This window comes from Pseudonocardia bannensis, assembly GCF_012911875.1.
Classification (GTDB): domain Bacteria; phylum Actinomycetota; class Actinomycetes; order Mycobacteriales; family Pseudonocardiaceae; genus Pseudonocardia; species Pseudonocardia bannensis.
This window is the reverse complement of sequence record NZ_JAAXKZ010000107.1, coordinates 1-20,886: the sequence shown is the minus strand read 5'-3', so window position 1 is coordinate 20,886 and position 20,886 is coordinate 1. Positions and strand designations below refer to the sequence as shown.

17 protein-coding genes are annotated in these 20,886 nt (G+C 73.4%); 5 read left to right on the top strand and 12 right to left on the bottom strand.

What is annotated here, in order from left to right; genetic code table 11:
• Positions 1–3 precede the first annotated feature (3 nt).
• Positions 4–2,601 carry a bifunctional FO biosynthesis protein CofGH gene (locus HF519_RS22920; RefSeq protein ID WP_169415060.1) on the bottom strand — a complete coding sequence of 866 codons (2,598 nt, stop codon included), beginning with the start codon at positions 2,599–2,601 and terminating at the stop codon, positions 4–6.
• A 128-nt stretch (positions 2,602–2,729) separates the two neighbouring features.
• On the opposite strand from HF519_RS22920, the gene HF519_RS22915 reads away from it, so the two are divergent.
• A complete protein-coding gene (locus HF519_RS22915) occupies positions 2,730–3,638 on the top strand; it encodes a CE1 family esterase (protein ID WP_169415059.1) in 909 nt (302 codons plus the stop codon).
• 6 nt (positions 3,639–3,644) lie between these two features.
• Here HF519_RS22915 and HF519_RS22910 read toward each other — a convergent pair whose 3' ends face one another.
• From HF519_RS22910 to HF519_RS22895, 4 genes are all read right to left on the bottom strand, one after another.
• Positions 3,645–3,929 carry a YbaK/EbsC family protein gene (locus tag HF519_RS22910; RefSeq protein WP_246244944.1) on the bottom strand — a complete coding sequence of 95 codons (285 nt, stop codon included), beginning with the start codon at positions 3,927–3,929 and terminating at the stop codon, positions 3,645–3,647.
• Positions 3,930–4,215: 286 nt separating this feature from the next.
• The gene (locus HF519_RS22905) at positions 4,216–5,088 is read right to left on the bottom strand and encodes a serine/threonine-protein kinase (RefSeq protein WP_169415058.1); all 873 of its coding nucleotides are present in this window, start codon (positions 5,086–5,088) and stop codon (positions 4,216–4,218) included.
• Positions 5,085–5,918: an exodeoxyribonuclease III gene (locus tag HF519_RS22900; protein WP_312860294.1), complete on the bottom strand. Its 834-nt coding sequence runs from the start codon at positions 5,916–5,918 to the stop codon at positions 5,085–5,087. Before HF519_RS22900 ends, HF519_RS22905 begins: the two co-directional genes overlap by 4 nt.
• 44 nt (positions 5,919–5,962) lie before the next feature.
• Positions 5,963–6,301, bottom strand: coding sequence for an SH3 domain-containing protein (locus HF519_RS22895; RefSeq protein ID WP_169415056.1), 339 nt, complete (start codon positions 6,299–6,301; stop codon positions 5,963–5,965).
• A 261-nt stretch (positions 6,302–6,562) separates the two neighbouring features.
• On the opposite strand from HF519_RS22895, the gene HF519_RS22890 reads away from it, so the two are divergent.
• Positions 6,563–8,776 carry an NADP-dependent isocitrate dehydrogenase gene (locus HF519_RS22890; RefSeq protein ID WP_169415055.1) on the top strand — a complete coding sequence of 738 codons (2,214 nt, stop codon included), beginning with the start codon at positions 6,563–6,565 and terminating at the stop codon, positions 8,774–8,776.
• Between the two features lie 63 nt (positions 8,777–8,839).
• Here HF519_RS22890 and HF519_RS31720 read toward each other — a convergent pair whose 3' ends face one another.
• Positions 8,840–9,214 carry a DUF2252 family protein gene (locus HF519_RS31720; RefSeq protein WP_312860295.1) on the bottom strand — a complete coding sequence of 125 codons (375 nt, stop codon included), beginning with the start codon at positions 9,212–9,214 and terminating at the stop codon, positions 8,840–8,842.
• A 48-nt stretch (positions 9,215–9,262) separates the two neighbouring features.
• On the opposite strand from HF519_RS31720, the gene HF519_RS22880 reads away from it, so the two are divergent.
• Positions 9,263–10,492: a CaiB/BaiF CoA transferase family protein gene (locus tag HF519_RS22880; RefSeq protein WP_169415054.1), complete on the top strand. Its 1,230-nt coding sequence runs from the start codon at positions 9,263–9,265 to the stop codon at positions 10,490–10,492.
• Positions 10,493–10,529: 37 nt separating this feature from the next.
• On the opposite strand, the gene HF519_RS22875 is transcribed toward HF519_RS22880, so the two are convergent.
• The 4 genes from HF519_RS22875 to HF519_RS22860 form a co-directional block, all read right to left on the bottom strand.
• Complete coding sequence (locus HF519_RS22875) at positions 10,530–11,189, bottom strand: TetR/AcrR family transcriptional regulator (RefSeq protein WP_169415053.1); 660 nt, start codon at positions 11,187–11,189, stop codon at positions 10,530–10,532.
• A 92-nt stretch (positions 11,190–11,281) separates the two neighbouring features.
• Positions 11,282–11,545 (bottom strand): DUF3017 domain-containing protein, encoded by a 264-nt coding sequence (locus HF519_RS22870; protein ID WP_312860293.1) that lies wholly within the window; start codon positions 11,543–11,545, stop codon positions 11,282–11,284.
• 102 nt (positions 11,546–11,647) lie between these two features.
• Complete coding sequence (locus tag HF519_RS22865; protein ID WP_312860292.1) at positions 11,648–12,502, bottom strand: bifunctional methylenetetrahydrofolate dehydrogenase/methenyltetrahydrofolate cyclohydrolase; 855 nt, start codon at positions 12,500–12,502, stop codon at positions 11,648–11,650.
• Between the two features lie 61 nt (positions 12,503–12,563).
• Positions 12,564–13,163 (bottom strand): pentapeptide repeat-containing protein, encoded by a 600-nt coding sequence (locus HF519_RS22860; protein ID WP_312860291.1) that lies wholly within the window; start codon positions 13,161–13,163, stop codon positions 12,564–12,566.
• A 131-nt stretch (positions 13,164–13,294) separates the two neighbouring features.
• On the opposite strand from HF519_RS22860, the gene HF519_RS22855 reads away from it, so the two are divergent.
• Positions 13,295–13,948 carry an acetate uptake transporter family protein gene (locus HF519_RS22855; protein WP_169415050.1) on the top strand — a complete coding sequence of 218 codons (654 nt, stop codon included), beginning with the start codon at positions 13,295–13,297 and terminating at the stop codon, positions 13,946–13,948.
• 60 nt (positions 13,949–14,008) lie between these two features.
• On the opposite strand, the gene HF519_RS22850 is transcribed toward HF519_RS22855, so the two are convergent.
• Entirely contained in the window at positions 14,009–17,395 is a 3,387-nt protein-coding gene (locus HF519_RS22850) for an error-prone DNA polymerase (protein ID WP_169415049.1), read from the bottom strand.
• A gap of 178 nt (positions 17,396–17,573) precedes the next feature.
• Between HF519_RS22850 and HF519_RS22845 the strand changes: the two genes are divergently transcribed.
• Positions 17,574–18,977 (top strand): M28 family peptidase, encoded by a 1,404-nt coding sequence (locus HF519_RS22845; protein WP_169415048.1) that lies wholly within the window; start codon positions 17,574–17,576, stop codon positions 18,975–18,977.
• Between the two features lie 16 nt (positions 18,978–18,993).
• Here HF519_RS22845 and HF519_RS22840 read toward each other — a convergent pair whose 3' ends face one another.
• On the bottom strand, positions 18,994–20,796 hold the full coding sequence (locus HF519_RS22840; RefSeq protein WP_312860290.1) for a DNA polymerase Y family protein: 1,803 nt from the start codon (positions 20,794–20,796) through the stop codon (positions 18,994–18,996).
• Between the last annotated feature and the right edge of the window lie 90 nt (positions 20,797–20,886).

Below are 20,886 nucleotides of genomic sequence, written 5' to 3'. Positions count from 1 at the left end.
GGGTCAGGCCGGGGTGAGCGGGATGAGGCGCGGGGCTCCGGCGGCTGCCGGGACGAGGCGCGCGACCGGCTCGGCGTAGGTCGTGCTCCGCTGCCGGATCGGGCGCCCGGCCATCGTCGCGATCGACTCCAGCTCGGCCACCGTGCGCGCGGACCCGTTCTCCGAGCCTGCCATGCGGCTGATGGTCTCCTCCATGAGGGTGCCGCCCATGTCGTCGGCGCCGCCCTGCAGGATCCGCGCGGACAGGTCGTCGCCCAGCTTCACCCAGGAGCACTGGATGTGGTCGATCCGGCCGTGCAGGGCCAGCCGGGCGAACGCGTGCACCGCCCGGTTGTCGCGCTCGGTGGGCCCGGGCCGGGCGATCCCCGCCAGGTAGATGGGCGCGTTGTGGTGCACGAACGGCAAGGGGACGAACTCGGTGAAACCACCGGTCTCGTCCTGGACGGCTGCGAGCGTGCGCAGGTGCCCGAGCCAGTGCCGGGGCTCGTCGACGTGGCCGTACATCATCGTCGACGACGACGGGATGCCGAGCTTGTGCGCCGTCGACACGACCTCGATCCACTGCGCGGCCGGCAGCTTGCCCTTGGTCAGCACCCAGCGGACCTCGTCGTCGAGGATCTCCGCCGCCGTGCCCGGGATCGAGCCCAGCCCGGCGTCGCGCAACTCGGTCAGCCACTCCTCGATCGACACCCCGGCCTTGGCCGAGGCGCTCACGATCTCCATCGGGCTGAACGCGTGCACGTGCATCCCGGGTACCGCGGCCCGCACCGCGCGCACCAGGTCGGCGTAGAAGCTGACCGGTAGCTGCGGGTCGATGCCGCCCTGTATGCAGACCTCGGTCGCACCATCCTGCGCGGCCTCGACCGCCCGGGACGCGACCTCGTCGAGGGAGAGCCGGAACGCGTCGGCGTCGCGCTCGCGCTGGGCGAAGGCGCAGAACCGGCAGCCGACGTAGCAGACGTTCGAGAAGTTGATGTTCCGATTGATCACGTACGAGACGGGCTCCCCGACGACGTCCGCGCGCACCGCGTCGGCCAGCCTGGCCAGCTCTTCCAGCGCCGGGCCCTCGCAGGTCAGCACGGCCATCGCCGCCGCGGTGTTGGCCGGGTCGAGCAGTGCCGCCGGGTCGGACGCGGCCAGCGCGAGCCCCGCCCGCACGTCGGAGTCCAGCCGCTCGGGCGCGGACCGCTGCTGGGCGGCCAGCTCGCCGCGCAGCTCGTCCCAGTCGCCGTAGACCGAGTCGAAGTCCCCGCGCCGGCTCTCGGTGCGTCCGGTGGTGTCGATCGTCGCCTGCAGATCGATCCGCCCGGTCGAGGCGAACCCGCCGTCCGGCTCCTGCCACGGCAGGCCCGCCACGACCGCGTCCTCGTTCGCCAGCCCCGTCTCCGGGTCGGCCAGCGCCGCGACGTGGGCGTGCAGCCGGGTGTCGATCCACGGCGATCCGGCCAGCACGTAGCGCGGGTAGGCCGTGAGCCGCTCGCGGAGCGTGAAGCCGGACTCGGCGGACCGCGCGGCGAGCTCGTCGATCGCCGGCCAGGGCCGCTCGGGGTTGACGTGGTCGGCGGTCACGGGCGAGACGCCGCCCCAGTCGTCGATACCGGCACGCAGCATCAGCGCGAACTCGTCGCCGACCAGGTTCGGCGGCGCCTGCACCCGCATCTTCGGGCCCAGCACGAGCCGGGTCACCGCGATCGTGGCGGCCAGGTCGTCGAGGTCGGCGTCCGGGTCGTTCGCCATCGCGGTGTCGGGCTTGGCCCGGAAGTTCTGCACGATGATTTCCTGGACGTGTCCGTGCGCCCGGGCCGCCGAGCGGATCGCGAAGATCGACTCCGCGCGTTCGGTGCGGTTCTCCCCGATCCCGATGAGGATGCCGGTGGTGAACGGGACCCCGACCCGGCCGGCGTCGGTGAGCGAGCGCAGCCGAACCGCCGGCTCCTTGTCCGGGCTGCCGTAGTGCGGGCCGCCCGGCTCGGACCACAGCCGGGTCGCCGTGGTCTCCAGCATCATCCCCATGCTCGGCGCCACGGGCTTGAGCCGCGTCAGCTCGGCCCAGCTCAGCACCCCCGGGTTGAGGTGGGGCAGCAGACCGGTCTCCTCGAGCACAGCGATGGCGCAGGCCCGCACGTAGTCCAGCGTGGAGTCGTAGCCTCGCTCGTCGAGCCATTCCCGGGCTGCGGGCCAGCGGTCCTCGGGCCGGTCGCCGAGGGTGAACAACGCCTCCTTGCACCCAGCGGCCGCGCCGGCGCGGGCGATCTCCAGGACCTCGTCGCGCTCCAGGAAGGCCGCGGGCAGCCGGTGCGGGACGGTGGCGAACGTGCAGTAGTGGCATCGGTCCCGGCACAACCGGGTCAGCGGGATGAAGACCTTGCGCGAGTACGTCACCACGCCGGGGCGGCCCTCGGCCACCAGCCCCGCGTCCCGGACCCGCGACGCCGCATCCAGCAGCTCGTCGAGCTGCCCGCCCCGGGCGGCCAGGAGCACGGCGGCCTCGGTCACGTCGAGCACGGCGCCGTCTCGAACCCGGCGCAGCGCCCGCCGCAGGGCCGCCTCGGAGGGAGCGGCCTCGGCAGCCGGCACAGGATCGGGGAGCACGTCGGTCATGGCCTCACACTAGGTCGCCGCCGGAGCGAGGTCGACCAACGGATTGTCGACTCTGCGTCGCGCGGTCTGGACCGCCTCCGGGCCGGGCCCGGGTCGACAGATCCCTGCGGCCGGTGTCCACTCGGCCCATGCGCGCTCCGGCGATCCGGGCCGCCGCGCTCCGCCGGCTGCTCCGACCCGGTTTCCTGTTGCTCGGCGCGGTCCTGCTGGCCGGTTGCGCCGCGGCCGCCACCGGCGGCTCCGCAGCCGACGAACCGGACGACCGGACCGTCCGGACTCACGCGGCCGGGGCCGGTCGCACGGCCGTCGTCGTGCACCCGCCCACCGCCGGGCCCGGAGCGCCGCTGGTCGTCGTGCTGCACGGCGCGGGCGGCAGCGCCGCCGATGCCCGGGCCCACCTCGGCTGGGACGCCCTGGGCGAGCGCGATGGATTCGTCGTCGCCTATCCCGACGGGGTCGACGGCACCTGGAACGCCGGCAGCTGCTGCGGGCGGGCCCGCGACCTCGGCGTCGACGATGCTGCCTACCTGCACGAACTGCGTGAACAGCTGATCGCCGAGGACGCGGTCGACGCGGGCCGGGTGTACGCGGTCGGTTTCTCCAACGGCGCGATGATGTCCTACCGGTGGGCCTGCGGCCGGCCCGGCGACCTGGCCGGCATCGGTTCGGTGGCCGGCACGCTGCTCGTGGACTGTCCGGAACCGGCCCCGCTCACGGTGGCCGCGGTGCAGGGCACGGCCGACGACCGGGTGCCGATCGGCGGCCGGCCGCAGCGGGGCTTCCCCCCGCTCGACGCGACGCTCGCGCCGTTCCTGGCCGCCGCCGGCTGCGCCGGCGATCCCACCGTCATCGTGGAGGCGCAGGCCACCGTGAGCACCTGGGGATGTGCCGCGGGACGCACCGTCACGCGCGACGTGATCGACGGGGCACCGCACGAGTGGCCCGGGGCCGGGCGCGACGACACCGGGACCTCCGACGATCCACTCGACGCAACCGGCTTCCTGTGGGCGCGGCTGCGGTCCGCGTCGGGCGCCTGACCGGGTTCAGGCCACGTCCGCCGGCTCCCCGCCGGTGACGGCCACCAGTTCGGCGAACGTCGCCGGGAAGACGGCGTGCGGGATGCCGCCCGCGGCCCCGACCCGCGGGGAGGCCTCCAGGGCCCGGTCGAGGAGGGTGCGTAGCGGGCCGGGTGCCCGGCCGGGGCGACGCCGCCGATCCGCTGCCCGGTGGCGGCGTGCACGCACTCGGGCTCGCCTGCCGCCCCGCCCGGCACCGACCAGCGTGGTGACCTTGGCGGTGCCCACCCGGTGCGCCCCGGAGGTGAGCACGAGCAGCGGCGCGCCATCGGCGTCGAAGACCAGCGAGTTGCGATCTGGCCGACTCGACGCCCAGCGCCGCGGCCGCGGTGGTCACGGCGTCGGGCAGCACCCGCGACGCCGGGTCCGCCCCACCCGCGGTGAGGGCCGCGCGGACGAGATCGACGTTGCCGTGGGCGACGGGCACCCCGGTCGGCTCGGTCGGCTCGGTCGGCTCGGTCGGCTCGGTCGGCTCGGTCGGCTCGGTCATCGGGCATTCGATCACCGCCTGCAGCCGGCGGGCCCGCGGACGTCCGGCTCAGCCGATCGGTGGCCGCCGTCGCGACCACCGCCACCATGTCAGCACGCCGCGCGCGGACGCGGCTCCGCCGGCCGCCGCGTCGAGCAGCGCCGCAGCCTGCTCGGCGCTCAGCCGGCCCTGCGGGGACCGGGCCAGCAGGCCGACGATCACCGAGCCGAGTGGGCCGCGGCATCGCGTCCGCGGCAGGTCGGCGTGGGTGAGGGCCTCGAGGGTCTCCGCGGCGGTGGCGCGCTCGTACGGCCCGGCACCCTCGACGGCGTGGAACAGCGTCGCGCCGAGCGCCCACAGGTCCGCGGCCGCCGAGGCGGGGGCACCCGCCAGCCGCTCCGGCGCGGTGTAGCCGACGGGACCGGCGAACGGGGCGGGAAGCGGCAGGCCCTCGAGCGCGGCCGCGATCCCGAACCCGGTGAGGACGACCCGGCCGTCGCGCCCGAGCAGGACGTTGTCCGGGGCGACGTCGCGGTGCAACAGCCCGCTGCCGTGCGCCGTCCGCAGTGCGGACAGCACCTGGCGGCCGACGGTGGTGGCCGGGCGCTCGGTGAGCGGTCCGTCCTCGGCGACCGTGGCGGCCAGCGTGCGGGCCTCGATCAGCTCGGACACGACGTGGTCGATGTCGTCGTCGGTGATGACGTCGTGCACTGCGCCGATACCGGGGTGGCGCAGCCGCCCGGCGGTGCGCGCGTCCCGCAGCAGGCGGTCCCGGAACTGCGCCCGGTCGGCCGGTGCGAGTCCGGCGGGCAGTTGCAACTCCCGGACCGCGACCTCCCGCCGGGTCAGCCGGTCCTCGGCCCGCCAGACCGCGCCCATCCGGCCGTACCTGATCTCGCTCAACAGGACGTAGCGGCCGCCGATGACCCGGCTGGGGATCATGACGGCGCCGTGCGGTAGCGCACCGTCACCGGTGCGTGGTCGGACCAGCGCTCGCCGTGGCTGGCCGCGCGCTCGACGACGGCGCTCTCGGCGCGGGACGCGAGACCGGGCGTCGCCACGTGGTAGTCGATGCGCCAGCCGGCGTCGTTGTCGAAGGCGCGACCGCGGTAGGACCACCACGAGTACGGCCCGTCGACGCCGGGATACAGGGTGCGCACCACATCGACGTACCCGGTGAACACCTCGCCCAGCCATGCCCGCTCGTGCGGCAGGAACCCGGAGTTCTTCAGGTTTCCCTTCCAGTTCCGGATGTCGGCCTCGGTGTGGGCGATGTTCCAGTCACCGCACACGAGCACCTCGCGGTCCTCGGCGGCCGCCTTCTCCCGGCGCTCGGCGAGGTAGGGCGCGAACACGGCGAGGAAGCGGTCCTTCTCGTCCTGCTTGGGGGTGTCGACGGTGCCGTTGGGCAGGTACAGCGACGCGACCGTCAACCTGCTGGGGCCGACGTCGAGGTCGACCTCCAGGTAGCGGCCCGAGCCGGCGAACTCCGCAGCCTCGGCGCCGCCGAAGCCGATCCGTACCGCATCGGGCGGGACCCGGGTGAGCACGGCGACCCCGTTGCGTCCGCGCGCGGTCTCGCACGGGGCGTAGGTCAGGTGCCAGCCGTGCCGGGCGAAGGTGTCGAGCAGTTCGGCGGGCAGGTCCTCGGGATGGGCCCGGACCTCTTGCAGGCACACCACATCGGCGTCGGTGGCGACCAGCCAGGCGAGGAGACCCTTCGGGGCGGCGGCCCGGATCCCGTTGACGTTGACCGAGCTGACGGTGAGCACGTCCGGAGCGTCTCCCAGGACCGTTCGGGCCCGCGCGGCGGGGGTCAGCAGTTGCTGCCGGTGGTCGGGACCAGGCTCTGGTCCAGGACCCATTCGCCCTCCCCCGCGAGCTTGCGGAACCCGCCCGTGACGATCCGCTCGGCGTCGACCTCGTCGCCCTGGCGCAGCTTCCGGACCGGCTCGAGCTCGGTGCCGGGCGTGGACCGCACGTTGACCTCGGCGGCGTCGACCCGCATCACGCAGCCGGTCACGCCCGTCGCCCCGATCGAGAACCCGCCCCGGTCGAGCAGGGCGAGCAGCGCCAGGACCACCCCGGCCAGCATCACGAACGGCCAGCCCCGCAGCTTGGCCGAGTCCGGCTTCTTGATCTTGATTTTGTTCACGAGGCGCTCCCCTGGCCGGTGGCAGCTAAACCGTAGCCCAGGGCAGCCTCGCCGCCCGGGTGATGACCCGAAAAGACGATCAAGGGCAGGTGGGGGCAGGCGGCCGACGGTTCCGGTCGCGCGGGCCGATCCCCAGGTCCTCCTGCGTCCGACCGGACACCGGACGCGCCAGGACGGCGGCACGGGATAGCGTGTCAGCCAGGGGGCATCGCGCTCCACCGTCCAGGTCCGACCACGAGTCACAGGCAGGCCAGAGCAACGATGAAGGTCATCTACACCTACACCGACGAAGCACCGGCGCTGGCGACGCACTCGTTCCTGCCGGTCATCGAGGCGTTCGCCGGCAAGGCCGGGGTCGACGTCGAGACGCGCGACATCTCGCTGGCCGCCCGCATCCTCGCGCAGTTCCCGGACCGGCTCACCGACGCCCAGCGGGTGCCGGACTCGCTGGCCGAGCTCGGTGAGCTGGCGAAGACGCCCGAGGCCAACATCATCAAGCTGCCCAACATCAGCGCCTCGATCCCGCAGCTCAAGGCGGCGATCAAGGAACTGCAGGGCGCAGGCTACGACATCCCGGACTACCCGGAGGACCCGCAGACCGACGAGGAGAAGGCTGCGCGTGCCTCGTACGACGCGGTCAAGGGCAGCGCCGTCAACCCCGTGCTGCGCGAGGGCAACTCCGACCGCCGGGCCCCGGCCTCGGTGAAGAACTTCGCCCGCAAGCACCCGCACTCGATGGGCGCATGGTCCCCGGACTCGGCCTCGCACGTGTCCACCATGAGCGACGGCGACTTCCGGCACTCCGAGACCTCGGTGACCCTCGACGAAGCCGCCGAGCTGCGGATCGAGCACGTGGCCGCGGACGGCACCGTGACCGTGCTCAAGCCGTCGCTGCCGGTGCTGGCCGGGGAGATCGTCGACGGCGCGGTCATGCGCCGGGAGGCCCTCGACGCGTTCCTCGCCGAGCAGGTCGCCGACGCCAAGGCCAAGGGCGTGCTGTTCTCGGTGCACCTCAAGGCGACGATGATGAAGGTGTCCGACCCGATCCTGTTCGGACACGCGGTGAAGCAGTACTTCGCCGACGTGTTCGCCGACTACGGCGACGACCTCGCCTCCGTGGGCGCCGACCCGAACGACGGGCTGGCCAGCGTGCTGACCGCGCTGGAGAAGCTGCCCGCGGAGAAGCGCGAGGCGATCGAGAAGGCGATCACCGCGACCTACGACAGCGGCCCGTCGCTGGCGATGGTCGACTCCGACCGCGGCATCACCAACCTGCACGTGCCCAGCGACGTCATCATCGACGCGTCGATGCCGGCCGCGATCCGCTCGTCCGGCCAGATGTGGAACGCCGCGGGCGAGCTGCAGGACACCAAGTTCGTCATCCCGGACTCGTCCTACGCCCCGCTCTACGCCGAGACGGTCGCGTTCTGCCGTGAGCACGGCGCGTTCGACCCGACCACGATGGGCACCACCCCGAACGTCGGCCTGATGGCGCAGAAGGCCGAGGAGTACGGCAGCCACGACAAGACCTTCGAGATCGACGCGCCCGGCACCGTCCGGGTGGTCGACGCCGCGGGCAGCGTCCTGCTGCAGCACCAGGTCGAGGCCGGGGACATCTGGCGCGCCTGCCAGACCAAGGACGCCCCGATCTGGAACTGGGTGCAGCTGGCCGTCGAGCGGGCCCGCGCCACCGGCGCCCCGGCCGTGTTCTGGCTGGACGAGACCCGCGGCCACGACGCCGAGGTGATCAAGAAGGTCCGCGCGTACCTCGCCGAGTCCGACACCGACGGACTGACCATCGAGATCCTGCCGGTCGCCGAGGCCACCCGCTACACCCTGGAGCGGGCCAAGCGCGGCGAGGACACGATCTCGGTCACCGGGAACGTGCTGCGCGACTACCTGACCGACCTGTTCCCGATCCTCGAGCTGGGCACCAGCGCGAAGATGCTCTCGATCGTCCCGCTGATGAACGGCGGCGGGCTGTTCGAGACCGGGGCCGGCGGCTCGGCGCCCAAGCACGTCCAGCAGCTGGTCAGGGAGAACCACCTGCGCTGGGACTCCCTGGGTGAGTTCCTCGCGCTGGCCGTCTCCCTGGAGCACCTGGCCGCCAAGGACGACAACCCGCGGGCGGCGCTGCTCGGCAAGGCTCTCGACGACGCGACCGGGAAGCTGCTGGAGAACGGCAAGTCCCCCTCGCGCAAGGCCGGCGAGCTGGACAACCGGGGCAGCCACTTCTACCTGGCGCTGTACTGGGCCCAGGCTCTGGCCGCGCAGGCCGACGACGCCGAGCTGGCGAAGATCTTCGCCCCGCTGGCGGAGCGGCTTGCCGCCGACGAGGAGACGATCGTCGGTGAGCTGAACGGCGTGCAGGGCCGGCCGGTCGACCTCGGCGGCTACTACTACGTCGACAAGGCCAGGACCGACGAGGTCATGCGCCCGAGCGCGACGTTCAACGCCGCGCTCGCGGAGTTCTGATCCGACTCCGGTGGGGTCGTGAGCAGATAGCGTCGTTCTCCGCTCACGACCCCACCGAGGCGGTCACCCCCGGGATCCCCCGCCCCGGAAGGCCTCCACGAACAGCGCATGGTCGGCCCGCACCTGCACCGCATAGGTGTGCGCGAAGCCGAATCCGGAGCGCCCGGCCACGTCCCTGACGGCGTAGGTGACCCCGCGGAACCTCTTCGACTCGGGGATGGAGTCGAGGTAACGCTCGAACGCGTCGACGGCCTTCGCGCGCTCGCCGTCGTCGAGGCGACGCAGGCCGGGGACGTCGCGCAGGATGCGGTCGAAGCCCTCCGTCTCGGTGATCGTGTCGAGCAGCCCGAACCGGGTGCGCAGCCTGGCCAGTTGCACCGCCTCATGGGCGCCGCGCGGGCGACGAGCCGCTGTCGACCGTGCGTACCTGACACCGATGTCAGGTAGGCTCCGAACGCCGGATCCACCACTGGCCAGGAGGCATCGATGCCCGCAGGTCCGCTCGCCGGTGTCCGCGTCCTGGATGTGACCAGCACGTTCATGGGTCCGTACTGCACGCTGCTGATGGCCCAGATGGGGGCCGACGTGCTCAAGGTGGAGGCCCCGTCCGGCGATCTGGTCCGCTACGTCAGCGACCGGCGGGGCACCGGGATGGGCCCGATCTTCCTCAACGCCAACCGGGGCAAGCGCAGCATCGTGCTCGACCTGGCCGACCCCGAGGGCCGGGAACTCCTCGGCCGGCTGGCCGCCGAGCACGACGTGTTCGTGCACAATGTGCGGCCCGACGCGGAGAAGAAGCTGGCGATCACCTACGCCGACATCGCGGCGGTGAACCCGACGGTCGTCCACTGTTCGCTCTACGGCTTCTCCTCGGCGGGCCCGTACCACGGCCAGCCCGCCTACGACGACGTCATCCAGGCCGCGTCCGGGCTGGCCGCCTCGCAGGGCACGGCCGGAGCGCCGGAGTACGTGCGCACGGTGGTCGCCGACAAGGTCGCCGCGCTGATGGCCCTCGGCTCGATCAATGCCGCGCTCTACCACCGGGCGGTCACCGGGGTCGGGCAGGCCGTCGAGGTGCCCATGCTGGAGACCCTGGTCGGGTTCACCATGCTCGAGCAGCAGGCCGGGTACGTCTACGATCCGCCGACCGGGCCGGCCGGGTACGCGCGCACCGCGTCGCCGCACCGCCGTCCGTACCGCACCGCTGACGGCCACGTCAGCACGATGATCTACACCGACCGGCACTGGCGATCGTTCTTCGCCCTCATCGGGCGCCCCGAACTGGCTGACGACCCGCGCTACGCGACCATCACCGCGCGCACCGAGCACATCGACGAGCTCTACGAGCTGGTCGCGGCGGTGCTGACCACACGAACCACCGCGCAGTGGCGGGAGGCGCTGGAGAAGGCGGGCATCCCGGTGATGCCCGTGAACTCGCTGGCCGATGTGTTCAGCGACCCCCAGATCGCCGCGGCCGGGCTGTTCGAGCACGTGGAGCACCCCACCGAGGGCACGCTGCGGCTGGCCCGGCCCGCGGTCGGCTTCTCCGTGTCCGGGCACGCCGAGATCCGGCCCGGGCCCCGGCTCGGTGAGCACACGGCCGAGGTGCTGGCCGGCCTCGGCCTCGACGCCCCCGAGATCGAGCGGCTCACCCTGGCCGGGGCCTGCGCGCCGCGGCGAGGCCCGACGCCGCCGGCAGCCGAGGCGGCCGGCTGACCCTCCCCGCCGGCGCCCGACCGGACCGATCGCGATGTCAGCCGGGGAGGCCCAGGGAACGGACCCAGAGCCGGGTCAGCGTGGCCGTACCCAGCTCGTCCTCGAACGGCTCGTCCATGGCCAGCCAGTGGAAGCAGAAGTTGCTCACCATCGAGGCCAGCGCAGCGGCGGTGGTGCGCGGGTCGAGGGTGCGGTCGGCGAGCCCCGCGGCCTGCAGACGGCGGATGCTGCCCGCGATCCGGTCCACGTGCGCCCGCCGGTCGGCCACCCGGAAAGCCTGCACCTCGGGATCGATCGTCGCGGCCTGCTCGTAGAGCCGCATCATGTTCCGGTTGCGGCGGTAGGCCTCGATGAACGCCCGGTTCGACCGCTCCACCCGGCGCACGACCTCGGCGACGGCAGCGGGACCGGCGTCCGAGCCCTCGCCCGGTGACACCGCGATCGCCTCGTTGAGGTCGGCGCGAACCTCCGCGATGACCGCACGAAAGACGTCGGGCCGGGACGAGAAGTAGGTGTAGAACGTCCCGTGCGAGACCCCGGCGAGCGCGACGACGTCCGCCACCCGCGCGTTGACGTAGCCGTCGCGTTCGAACACCTCGCGCGCCGACGCGAGCAGCAGGGCGCGGGTCCGCCGGGCGCGCACCCCTTCACCGGCACCGGCCGCGGGTCCCGGCTTCGGTCGGTCCGTCGAGGTCATGGACGTCCTCGCGTGATGATGGTGCGCCGCACGCTACCGCAGATCATGGCCGGCACCGATGTCGACGACGCCGCGCGCGGGCCGTCCGCTCCTCAACCGACGGCGAGCGAACCTCGAGTGATCGTCACCGCCAGGGCCACCACGACCAGGCCGAACCCGCCGTAACAGAGCACGTCGACGGCCCGGCTACGGATGGCGAGCAGGCCCACCAGGTCGGGCGGGAGCACCACGCGCAGTGCGGCCGCCACCAGCAGCGACCCGCCGAGCAGCACCGACCCCTCACGCCAGTGCTCGGTGAGGACCCGGCCCAGACCCAGGAGGGCGATCAGCAGGACCAGGGTCAGGGGCCCGTGCACGGACAACCGCGCACGCAGATCCTGACGCCCGGGCGCATTCACTCCGGCAAGCTCCGTTCGGCGTCCGTGCTCACTCCGGCAAGCTCCGTTCGGCATCCATGCTCACTCCGGCAAGCTCCGTTCGGCCGCCTCCACCACATTCGTCAGCAGCATCGCCCGCGTCATCGGGCCGACCCCGCCGGGCATCGGCGCCAGCCGGCCCGCCACCTCGGCCACCTCCGGCGCGACGTCGCCGACCAGTCCGAGATCGGTCCGGCTGACGCCGACGTCGAGCACGGTCGCGCCCGGCTTCACCATGTCGGCCGTGATCAGTCCGCGCACCCCCGCCGCGGCCACCACCACGTCGGCCCGGCGGGCCTCCGCCGCCAGGTCGCGGGTGCCGGTGTGGCACAGCGTCACCGTGGCGTTCTCGCTGCGCCGGGTCAGCAGCAGCCCGAGCGGCCGGCCGACGGTCACCCCGCGGCCGACGACCGTCACCCGCGCGCCGTCGAGTTCGACCCCGTAGCGGCCGCAGAGCTCGACGATCCCGCGCGGCGTGCACGGCAGCGGGCCGGGCTCGCCCAGCACGAGCCGGCCCAGGTTCACCGGGTGCAGGCCGTCGGCGTCCTTGCTCGGGTCGATGCGCTCGAGCGCGGCCCCGGCGTCGAGCCCTCTCGGGAGCGGCAACTGCACGATGTAGCCGGTGACCGCCGGGTCGGCGTTCAACTCGTCGATGACCCGCTCGACGTCGGCCTGGGAGGCGTCGGCCGGCAACTCGCGCTGGATCGAGGTGATCCCGACCTTGGCGCAGTCACGGTGCTTGGCGCGGACGTAGGAGTGCGAGCCGGGGTCGTCCCCGACCAGCAGCGTTCCCAGGCCCGGTGTCACACCGGCCGCCGTCAACTTCTCCACCCGCACAGCCAGCTCGGCCAGCATCTCGTCGAGGGTGGCCTTGCCGTCCATCACCGTCGCCGTCACGCCCTCCATCCTCCCACTGCCGGCCGGCGGCCCACGGTCTCGCTCCCGACCGGCCGGGCGGTCAGCCGATGCGCAGCCCCTGGGCCTCGGCGAACCGCAGCGCCGTCTCCGGGTCGACCGTCGCCCCGGTCAGCCGGGCCTGGACCAGGCCGTCCGCGTCGATCCGGGCGCCACGCAGATCGGCGCCCTCCAGGCGGGTGCGCAGCAGCCGTGCCCCGGACAGGTCGGCACCGCGCAGATCGGCACCGCGCAGGTCCGCCTCGACGAGGTTGGCCTCGCGCAGCCGCAGGCCGGACAGATCGGTCTCCCGCAGGTCGGCCCGGCCCAGCGCGACGAGTGTGAGATCGCAGTCGGTGACGACGATCGGGCGCAGTCGGCAGTCGAGGATGCTCGACCCCAGCAGCGAGCAGCCCCGCAACGTCGAGCCGGTGAGCGTCGTGCGCCGCAGTACGCAGCTCCGCAGAGCGGTCCCACGGTGCTCGGACTCGCCGAGGTCGGCCCCGGTCAGGTCACAGTCGTCGAAGGAGCAACGCTCCGTGACCAGTCCCCGCAGATCGGCGTCGGCGAACGAGCACCGCACGAACCGGCGCTGCCTCCAGTGCTGCCCGTCCGCCACCAGCTCGGCCAGGTCCAGTTCGGTGAACTCCGCGTCGTCGTGCACCGGGCCAGCCTGTCACCCCTGGCAGAGGGCCTGTTCTAACCCGATCGGGCAGGTGACTGGAGGTATGAGCTACCACACAATGTGGACGGACCGGCAACGTCGCCGGCCCTTCTCGATGAGGAGCATGGTCAATGAGCGTGGAGAGCGACGTCCAGCCCGGGGCAGCCCCGGTGGAGACAGCCCCCGCAGTTCCGGCCGGCAACCCGGCCCTGCTCGGCCTCCCGACTTTCCTGCCCGGCGGTATCACCCTGGGGCTCTGGCTCGTCGGCTATCTCGACACCGCCACCCTGCCGGGCGGCATGACCGCCGCGGTGACGTTCTCGGCCGGCCTGTTCCTGCTGGTCGCGTGCATCTGGGCGGCCCGGATCGGGCAGAGCGCGGTCGCCGGGATCTTCGGCACCTTCTCGGCCTTCTGGCTGAGCTTTGGCTTCCTGCTGATGGGCCTGCTCAACGGCTGGTTCGGCCTCTCCACCGACCCGACCCTGGCCGCCACCCAGGTGCAGAACGTGCAGGCCGCCTACCTGCTGTCGTGGCTGATCGTGTTCGTGGCGCTGACGCTGGCCACCCTGCGACTGCCGCTGGCGTTCACCGCCGGCTTCGTGTTCGTGAGCGTCACCTTCGCTCTGGTGCTCAGCTTCGTACTGACCGGTACCGCCCTGTTCGCGACGCTGGCCGGCATCTCGACGTTCGTCTTCTGCGCGATCTACGCCTACATCTTCTTCGACGCGATGTCGCAGGAGCTGGGCGGCAAGGCGCTGCCGATGGGCAACCCCATCACCCGCTGACCCACCCCGGCCGGAGGCCCCGCTGGGCGCTGCAGCGGGGCCTCCGGCATGTCGTGGGTGTCACCGGAAGTCCCGGGACCGGACGGGCACCGTGAGCACCAGCCGTTGCAGCCGGTCGGCGACCAGGTTGAGCACGCCTTCCTCGCTGCGCTCCAGCCGCCCCCGGACCAGCAACGCCGAACTGCCGCGCGCCACCGGCCGGTAGCGCGCCCACAGCCCCTCCGAGCAGGTGACGTTGAGCATCCCGCTCTCGTCCTCCAGGTTGATGAAGGTGACCCCGCGCGCGGTGGCCGGCCGCTGCCGGTGGGTGACCAGGCCGCCGACCAGCACCCGGGGCGCCCGGGTCGCCGCGTCCTCCCGATCCGCCGGCTCGAGGGAGTCGGCCGGGGCCCCGGCACGGCGGCCCACCTCGTCCAGCCGGTCGATCCGTACCGCGCCGAGCTGGTCGAGCCGGTCGCGCAGGTGCTGGATGGGGTGGCTGTCCGGGGAGACCCCGGTGGCCCAGACGTCGGCCACCGTCAGCTCGGCATCGGTCATCCCCGGCAGCACCGGCGCCTCCAGCCCGACCGCCGTGCCGGGCAGATGACCCGGCCGCACCGCCGCCACGACACCGGCCGCCCACAGCGCCGACCGCCGGTCCACCCCGAAGCAACCGAACGCCCCTGCGGTGGCCAGCGCCTCGGCCTGCGGTGCGGTCAACCGCACCCGGCGGGCCAGGTCGGCCAGGTCCCGGTACGGGCCGCCCCGAGCGCGCTCGGACTCGATCTCCTCGGCCAGCTCGGCACCGACGGCGCGCACCTCACCCAGCCCCAGCCGGATCGAGTGGCCACCCGTACTGCGGGGGTCCGCCTGCAGGATCGCCTGCGCGCCGCCGAGGTTCACATCCGGGCCGGACACCCGCACCCCGTGCCGGCGCGCGTCGGCCACCAATGACTGCGGGGAGTAGAAGCCCATCGGCTGCGAGTTCAGCAGGGCCGCGCAGAACGCGGCCGGGTAGTAGTGCTTGAACCAGGCGCTGTAGTAGACCAGCGACGCGAAGCTGATCGAGTGGCTCTCCGGGAAACCGAAGTTCGCGAAGGCCAGCATCTTGGTGAAGATCCCGTCGGCCACCTCGCCGGTGATCCCGTTGGCCGCCATGCCGTCGAAGAAGCGGCCGCGCAGCCGCTCCATCTTCTCCGTCGAGCGCTTGGCGCCCATGGCCCGGCGCAGCTCGTCGGCGTCGGCCGCGGAGAACCCGGCGACGTCGATCGCGACCTGCATGAGCTGTTCCTGGAACAGCGGCACGCCCAGCGTCTTCTCGAGCGCACCCTTGAGCAGGGGATGGTCGTGCTGCCACGTCTCGAGGCCGTTGCGCCGCCGGATGTAGGGGTGCACCGAACCGCCCTGGATCGGGCCCGGCCGGATCAGCGCGACCTCGACCACCAGGTCGTAGAACACCCGGGGCTTGAGCCGGGGCAGGGTGGCCATCTGGGCCCGGGACTCCACCTGGAACACCCCGATCGAGTCGGCCCGTCGCAGCATGGCGTAGACGGCGTCGTCGGTCGGTTGCAGCTCGTGCAGCTCGACCCGCTTCCCGTGGTGGGCGGCGACCAGGTCCATCATCAGGTGCAGCGCGGTGAGCATGCCCAGCCCGAGCAGGTCGAACTTGACCAGCCCGGCGGCCGCGCAGTCGTCCTTGTCCCACTGCACGACGGTGCGGCCCTCCATCCGGGCCCACTCCACCGGCACGACCTCGGAGACCGGCCGGTCGCAGATCACCATCCCGCCGGAATGAATGCCGAGGTGGCGCGGGAAACCGAGCAGTTGGTCGGCCAGGTCGAGCACCTGGGCGGGCATCCCGGCGGGGGCGTTCCCGTCCACCCTGTCATCGAGGCCGTCCCAGCGCTCGATCTGCTTGCTCCAGGCGTCCTGCTGGCCCGGGGAGAAGCCCATCGCCTTCGCCATGTCCCGGACCGCCGAACGCGGCCGGTAGGTGATGACGTTGGCCACCTGGGCGGCGTGGCTGCGGTGGTACTTCGAGTAGACGTACTGGATGGCCTCCTCGCGGCGGCCCGACTCGATGTCCAGGTCGATGTCGGGATAGCCGTCCCGGGCCGGGGACAGGAATCGCTCGAACAGCAGCCCGTTGGTGACGGCGTCGACCTGGGTGATGCCCAGCGCGTAGCAGACCGCCGAGTTCGCCGCCGAGCCCCGGCCCTGGCACAGGATGTCGGCCTTGCGGCAGAACTCGACGATGTCGTGCACGATCAGGAAGTAGCCGGGGAAGTTCTTGGCCTCGATGATCTGCAGTTCCCGTTCCACGGTCTCGACCGCTTCGGGGTACTCCGCATAGCTGCCGTAACGCCGGGCCACCCCGCGGTGAGTGAGCTCGCGCAGCCAACTCGCCTCGCTGTGGCCCGCGGGCACGCCGAACGGCGGCAGGTCCGGCGCGACCAGATCGATGGTGAAGGCGCACTCGGCACCGAACGCGGCGGCCCGGGCCACCGCCCCCGGGTAGCGCGCGTCGAACCGGGCCGCCATCTCCACCCCGCCGCGCAGGTGTGCCGTCCCCGCCGGCGGCAGCCAGCCGTCGGCCTCGTCGAGACTGCGCCGGGCCCGGACCGCGGCCAGCGCGGTGGCCAGCGGGTAGCGACCGGGGGTGGCGTAATGCGCAGCCGTGGTGGCCACCGTCGGGATTCCGGCAGACTCGGCGATACGGGACAGTGCGTCGTTGCGCTCGGTGTCGGTGGGCAGCGCGTGATGGGTGAGCTCGACGGCCACCCCGTCGCGGCCGAACCGGTCGACGAGGTCGCGCAGCGCGACCGCCGCCGCGTCGGGCCCGCCCCGGCGCAACGCCTGCTGGACCGCGCCCTTGCGGCAACCGGTGAGCGCCAGCACGTGCCCGGCCGTGTCGGCGACGATCTCGTCGAGGTCGTAGACCGGGCGGCCCTTCTCCTTCCCTCGCAGCTGGGCGGTGCTGATCGTGCGGCACAGCGCGCGATAGCCCTCGGGGTCGCGGGCCAGCAGCAGCAGATGGCTCCCCTCCGGGTCGGGCACCCCGTTCTGTGGAGCGGCCAGCCCGAGGCTCAGCTCGGCACCGAAGACCGTCTTCACCCCCAGCTCGGCAGCCGCCTCAGCGAACCGGACCACCCCGTACATGCCGTCGTGATCGGTGAGCGCAATCGCCTCCAGGCCGAGCCGGGCGGCCTGCTCGACCAGCTCCTCGGGGTGGCTGGCGCCGTCGAGGAAGCTGAAGTTGGAGTGGCAGTGCAGCTCCGCGTAGGGCGTGCGGATGGACGGCCCCGGCAGTTCGGGGGCGCGATAGGGCTCGCGTTTGCGCGACCAGGCCGGACTGTCGCCCCCCTCTCCGGCCGGCGCGACGCCGGTGAGGCCGGCGCCGTCGCGGACCCGGCCGGAGAGCACCGCCTCCAGCTCCGACCAGCTCACATCCGGGTTGTTGAAGCCCACGCACGAAGACTATCGAACATCTGTTCGATAGGAGTCAATCCGGTCGAATTGTCCACAGGCGGCGTGAATGGTGCGTTCGGTGGTGTGTTCGGTGGTGATGGCACACATCACCGGTCGACGGCATGCTGGATCGTGCGACCCGGTCAGACCGGAGGAACGCCGCGGAGGGGGAACCCGGATGCGCAGTGCGTGGAGCGTGGCCGTCGCGCTGGCAGCCGCCGGGCTGCTGGCCGGCTGCACGACAGCCGCTCCGCCACCACCCGGCCCATCCCCCGACAGCCGGCTCGAGCAACGGCTGGTCGCCGAGACGGGAGCGCCCGGCACGATCCCCCACCTCGAGGCACTGCAACGCCTCGCCGACGAGAACGGGGGCAACCGGGCCTCGCCCGGTCCGGGCTACGACGCGAGTGTCGACTACCTGGCCGGGGTACTGCGCGACGCCGGCTACGAGGTGAGCACGCCCACCTACCCGGTGTCCGCCTTCCAGGTCGACCAGCTGCAGCTCACGGTCGCCGGCTCGGAGGTGGCCGCCCGCGCGGTGGAGTTCTCCCCGGCCACCCCGCCCGAGGGCGTCTCGGCTTCGCTGTCGGTTCTCACCCCGGACCGTGGCGCCGGGTGCGACGCCGCCGACTTCACCGGGGTGGCGGCCGGCTCGGCGGTGCTGCTCCAGCGGGGCCGGTGCTCGTTCTCCCGCAAGACGCGGCTCGCGGCGGAGGCCGGGGCCGCGGCCGTGCTGTTCGTGAACGACCCCGGCCGGCCCCCCGCGATGTTCGACGCGGAGAACGGCGGCCCGCTGCCGGCCGTCGGGCTGACCGCCGCGGAGGGCGCGGCACTGGCGGCGCAGCCCGGGGCCCCGGTCACCCTGCGGCTGGCCGGCGAGATCCGCCGGATCGAGGTCCGCAACCTGATCGCGCAGACCCGCACGGGCAGCCGCGAGCGGGTGGTGATGGCCGGTGCGCACCTGGACTCCGTCGCGGCAGGTCCCGGGATCAACGACAACGGGACCGGAGCGGCCGCGCTGCTGGAGATCGCTCAGCGGCTGGGCGGGTCCCCCGCGGTCGGCAATGCGGTGCGGTTCGCCTGGTGGGGCTCGGAGGAGGCCGCCCTGGACGGCTCCACGCACTACGTCGAGACGCTCTCCCGCGATGACCGTGAGCGGATCGCGCTCTACCTGAACCTGGACATGCTCGCCTCGCCGAACGCGGGCTACTTCGTGCAGGGCGGCCGCGGCTCGGGATCCGGGCCCGACGGCTCCGCGGTGGTGGCGCGGGCGGTGGCCGACCGGCTGGCCGCCACCGGGGTCGAGGCAGAGATCATCGGCTTCGACGGCAGCTCGGACTACGACGCGTTCGTCCAGGCCGGAATCCCCTCCGGCGGGGTGCTCTCCGGTGACGCCGAGCAGAAGACCGCCGAGCAGGCCGCCCGCTGGGGCGGACGCGCAGGCAAGCCCTTCGACCCCTGCTACCACCAGGCCTGCGACCGGTTCGACACCCTCGACCGGACAGCGCTGGACCGCTTCACCGACGCGGTGGCCGGCACCCTGGCGCACTTCGCGCTGTCCACGGACGACCTCGCCAGGTGAGCCGCTGCGCCGGGACTCAATCGTAGATCCCGGTGACCCACCACCTCCCGGGCCGGCCGAACAGCAGCAGTGCGACCCCGTCGTCGAGCAGCACCTGCAGCCTCGCCCCGCCGATGTTGCCCGGTATCCACCACCGCTGCTGGAGCGGCCACGGCCCGGCCCACCCGGCCACGACACCGGACGGGCCGCCGTCCACGGTGAGCCGGTACGGCGTGGCGCCGAGCAGGTCGGAGGCGAGGAGCAGCACAGGGCGGCCGGCGACGTCGAGCAGCTCGGCGGGCAGCGGGTCGGGAGGCACCGTCGCGGGCGACGGCGCGGGCAACCGGCCCGGCCAGGCGGGTACCGGATCACGAGCCGCGCGGCTGCTCCGGATGGTCCGGGACCGCTGTCCGCGGCGGCTGCGCTGCGGAGACAGCCCGGAGCCCCCCACGGAGATCACCCTCTCGGAGCCGCCACCCGCGCTGAGCGCGGCACCCGGCAGCGGAACGCCGATCATCCCATCGGTATCCGGCGCCGGGTCCCCGCCGGCACCCGCCGGCGGCGCACTCCGATCAGGGTGGGACGGGGCCCTGAGCTCCGGCGCGCCAGCGGCCGCCACGACACCCCGGTCGTCCCCCCAGGGCACCAGCCGGACCCGTTCCCCCGGGTCCCGCCCACCGACCAGCACCGCGGTGGCCACCCCGTCCGGTCCGAGCAGCGCCTGCACCCGGACCAGCGCGCGACCGGCCCGCTCGTCGGTTTCCCCGACCTCACCCCACAGGCCCAGCTGCAGCGCTCCCGCGGTGACCGTCTCCTCCGGGGTCAGCCGCAGCCGGGTGACCGCCCCCGACCCACCGCGGGTGAGCCAGACGTCGAGCTGCCAGCGCACCCGGTCGACCGTGCCGGCCGGGGTGAGGGGCTCGGCGCACCGCCAGATCCGGAGCAGCTCCTCCCCTCCCGCCGTGCGCGCGGCGACCCCGAGGCGGGTGCAGGACAACCCGTGCCCGGCCAGCTCACGGTGCAGGCGCTCGGCCAGCCCACGGGCGGCGAACGCGGCGGCGTCGACCCGGTCGACCGGTGGGTCGAGCTCGATCTCGACGGCCAGCTCCTCCGGCGGGTGGCGTCGCACCGGCGGTCGCGGATCCAGCCCCCGGGCCAGCCGGTGCGCGAGCACCGCGTCGGCGCCGAACCGGGAGGCGACGTCCGCGGCCGCCAGCGCGCCGAACGCGCCCAGACTGCGCAGCCCGAGCCGACGCAGCAGGCTGACCAGCTCGGATCGGTCGACCTCAGGCTCACGGTCGAGCTCGTCGACACCGAGGGGGGCGAGGAAGGCCGGCGTTCCGCCCGGCTCGACGCTCACCCCGCGCCGGGCCGCGAGCACGGCGGCGAACAGCCCGTCGGCGAGCCCGATCTGGCACTCCACGTCGACGCGCGCCGCCACCTGGTCGACCAGCCGCTCGGCTGCCTGCTGCTCACCACCGAAGTAACCCACCGGGCCCCGGGCGGCCAGCGCGACCAGCCCGGGCCGCACCACCTCGACTCCGGGAGCCAGCTCCTCCACCGCGGCCACGACCGGCTCGAACAACCGCGCGTCGCGGCCGGTGTCGTGGGCCAGCACGACCAGCTCGGGACACCGGGCCTGCGCCTCCCGGCGGCGTAGCCCACGACGCACCCCGTGGGCCCGCGCCGTGGCCGAGCAGACCAGCACCCGGTTGGCGGCGACCACCGCCGCCGGCCGGTACGACGGCACCCGCTCGGCTCGCGCCGCAGCGGTCACCGGCCAGTCCGGAGACCACAGCGCGAGCACCCGCGTCGGGCCGGGCTCCCCCGCGGCGCTCACCGCACCACCCGACGCGGCCTGCCCGCTCACACCGCCGCCCGGGCGAGCTCCGCCGTGCACTGGGCCGGCTCCCCGGCCGCGCCACGGACC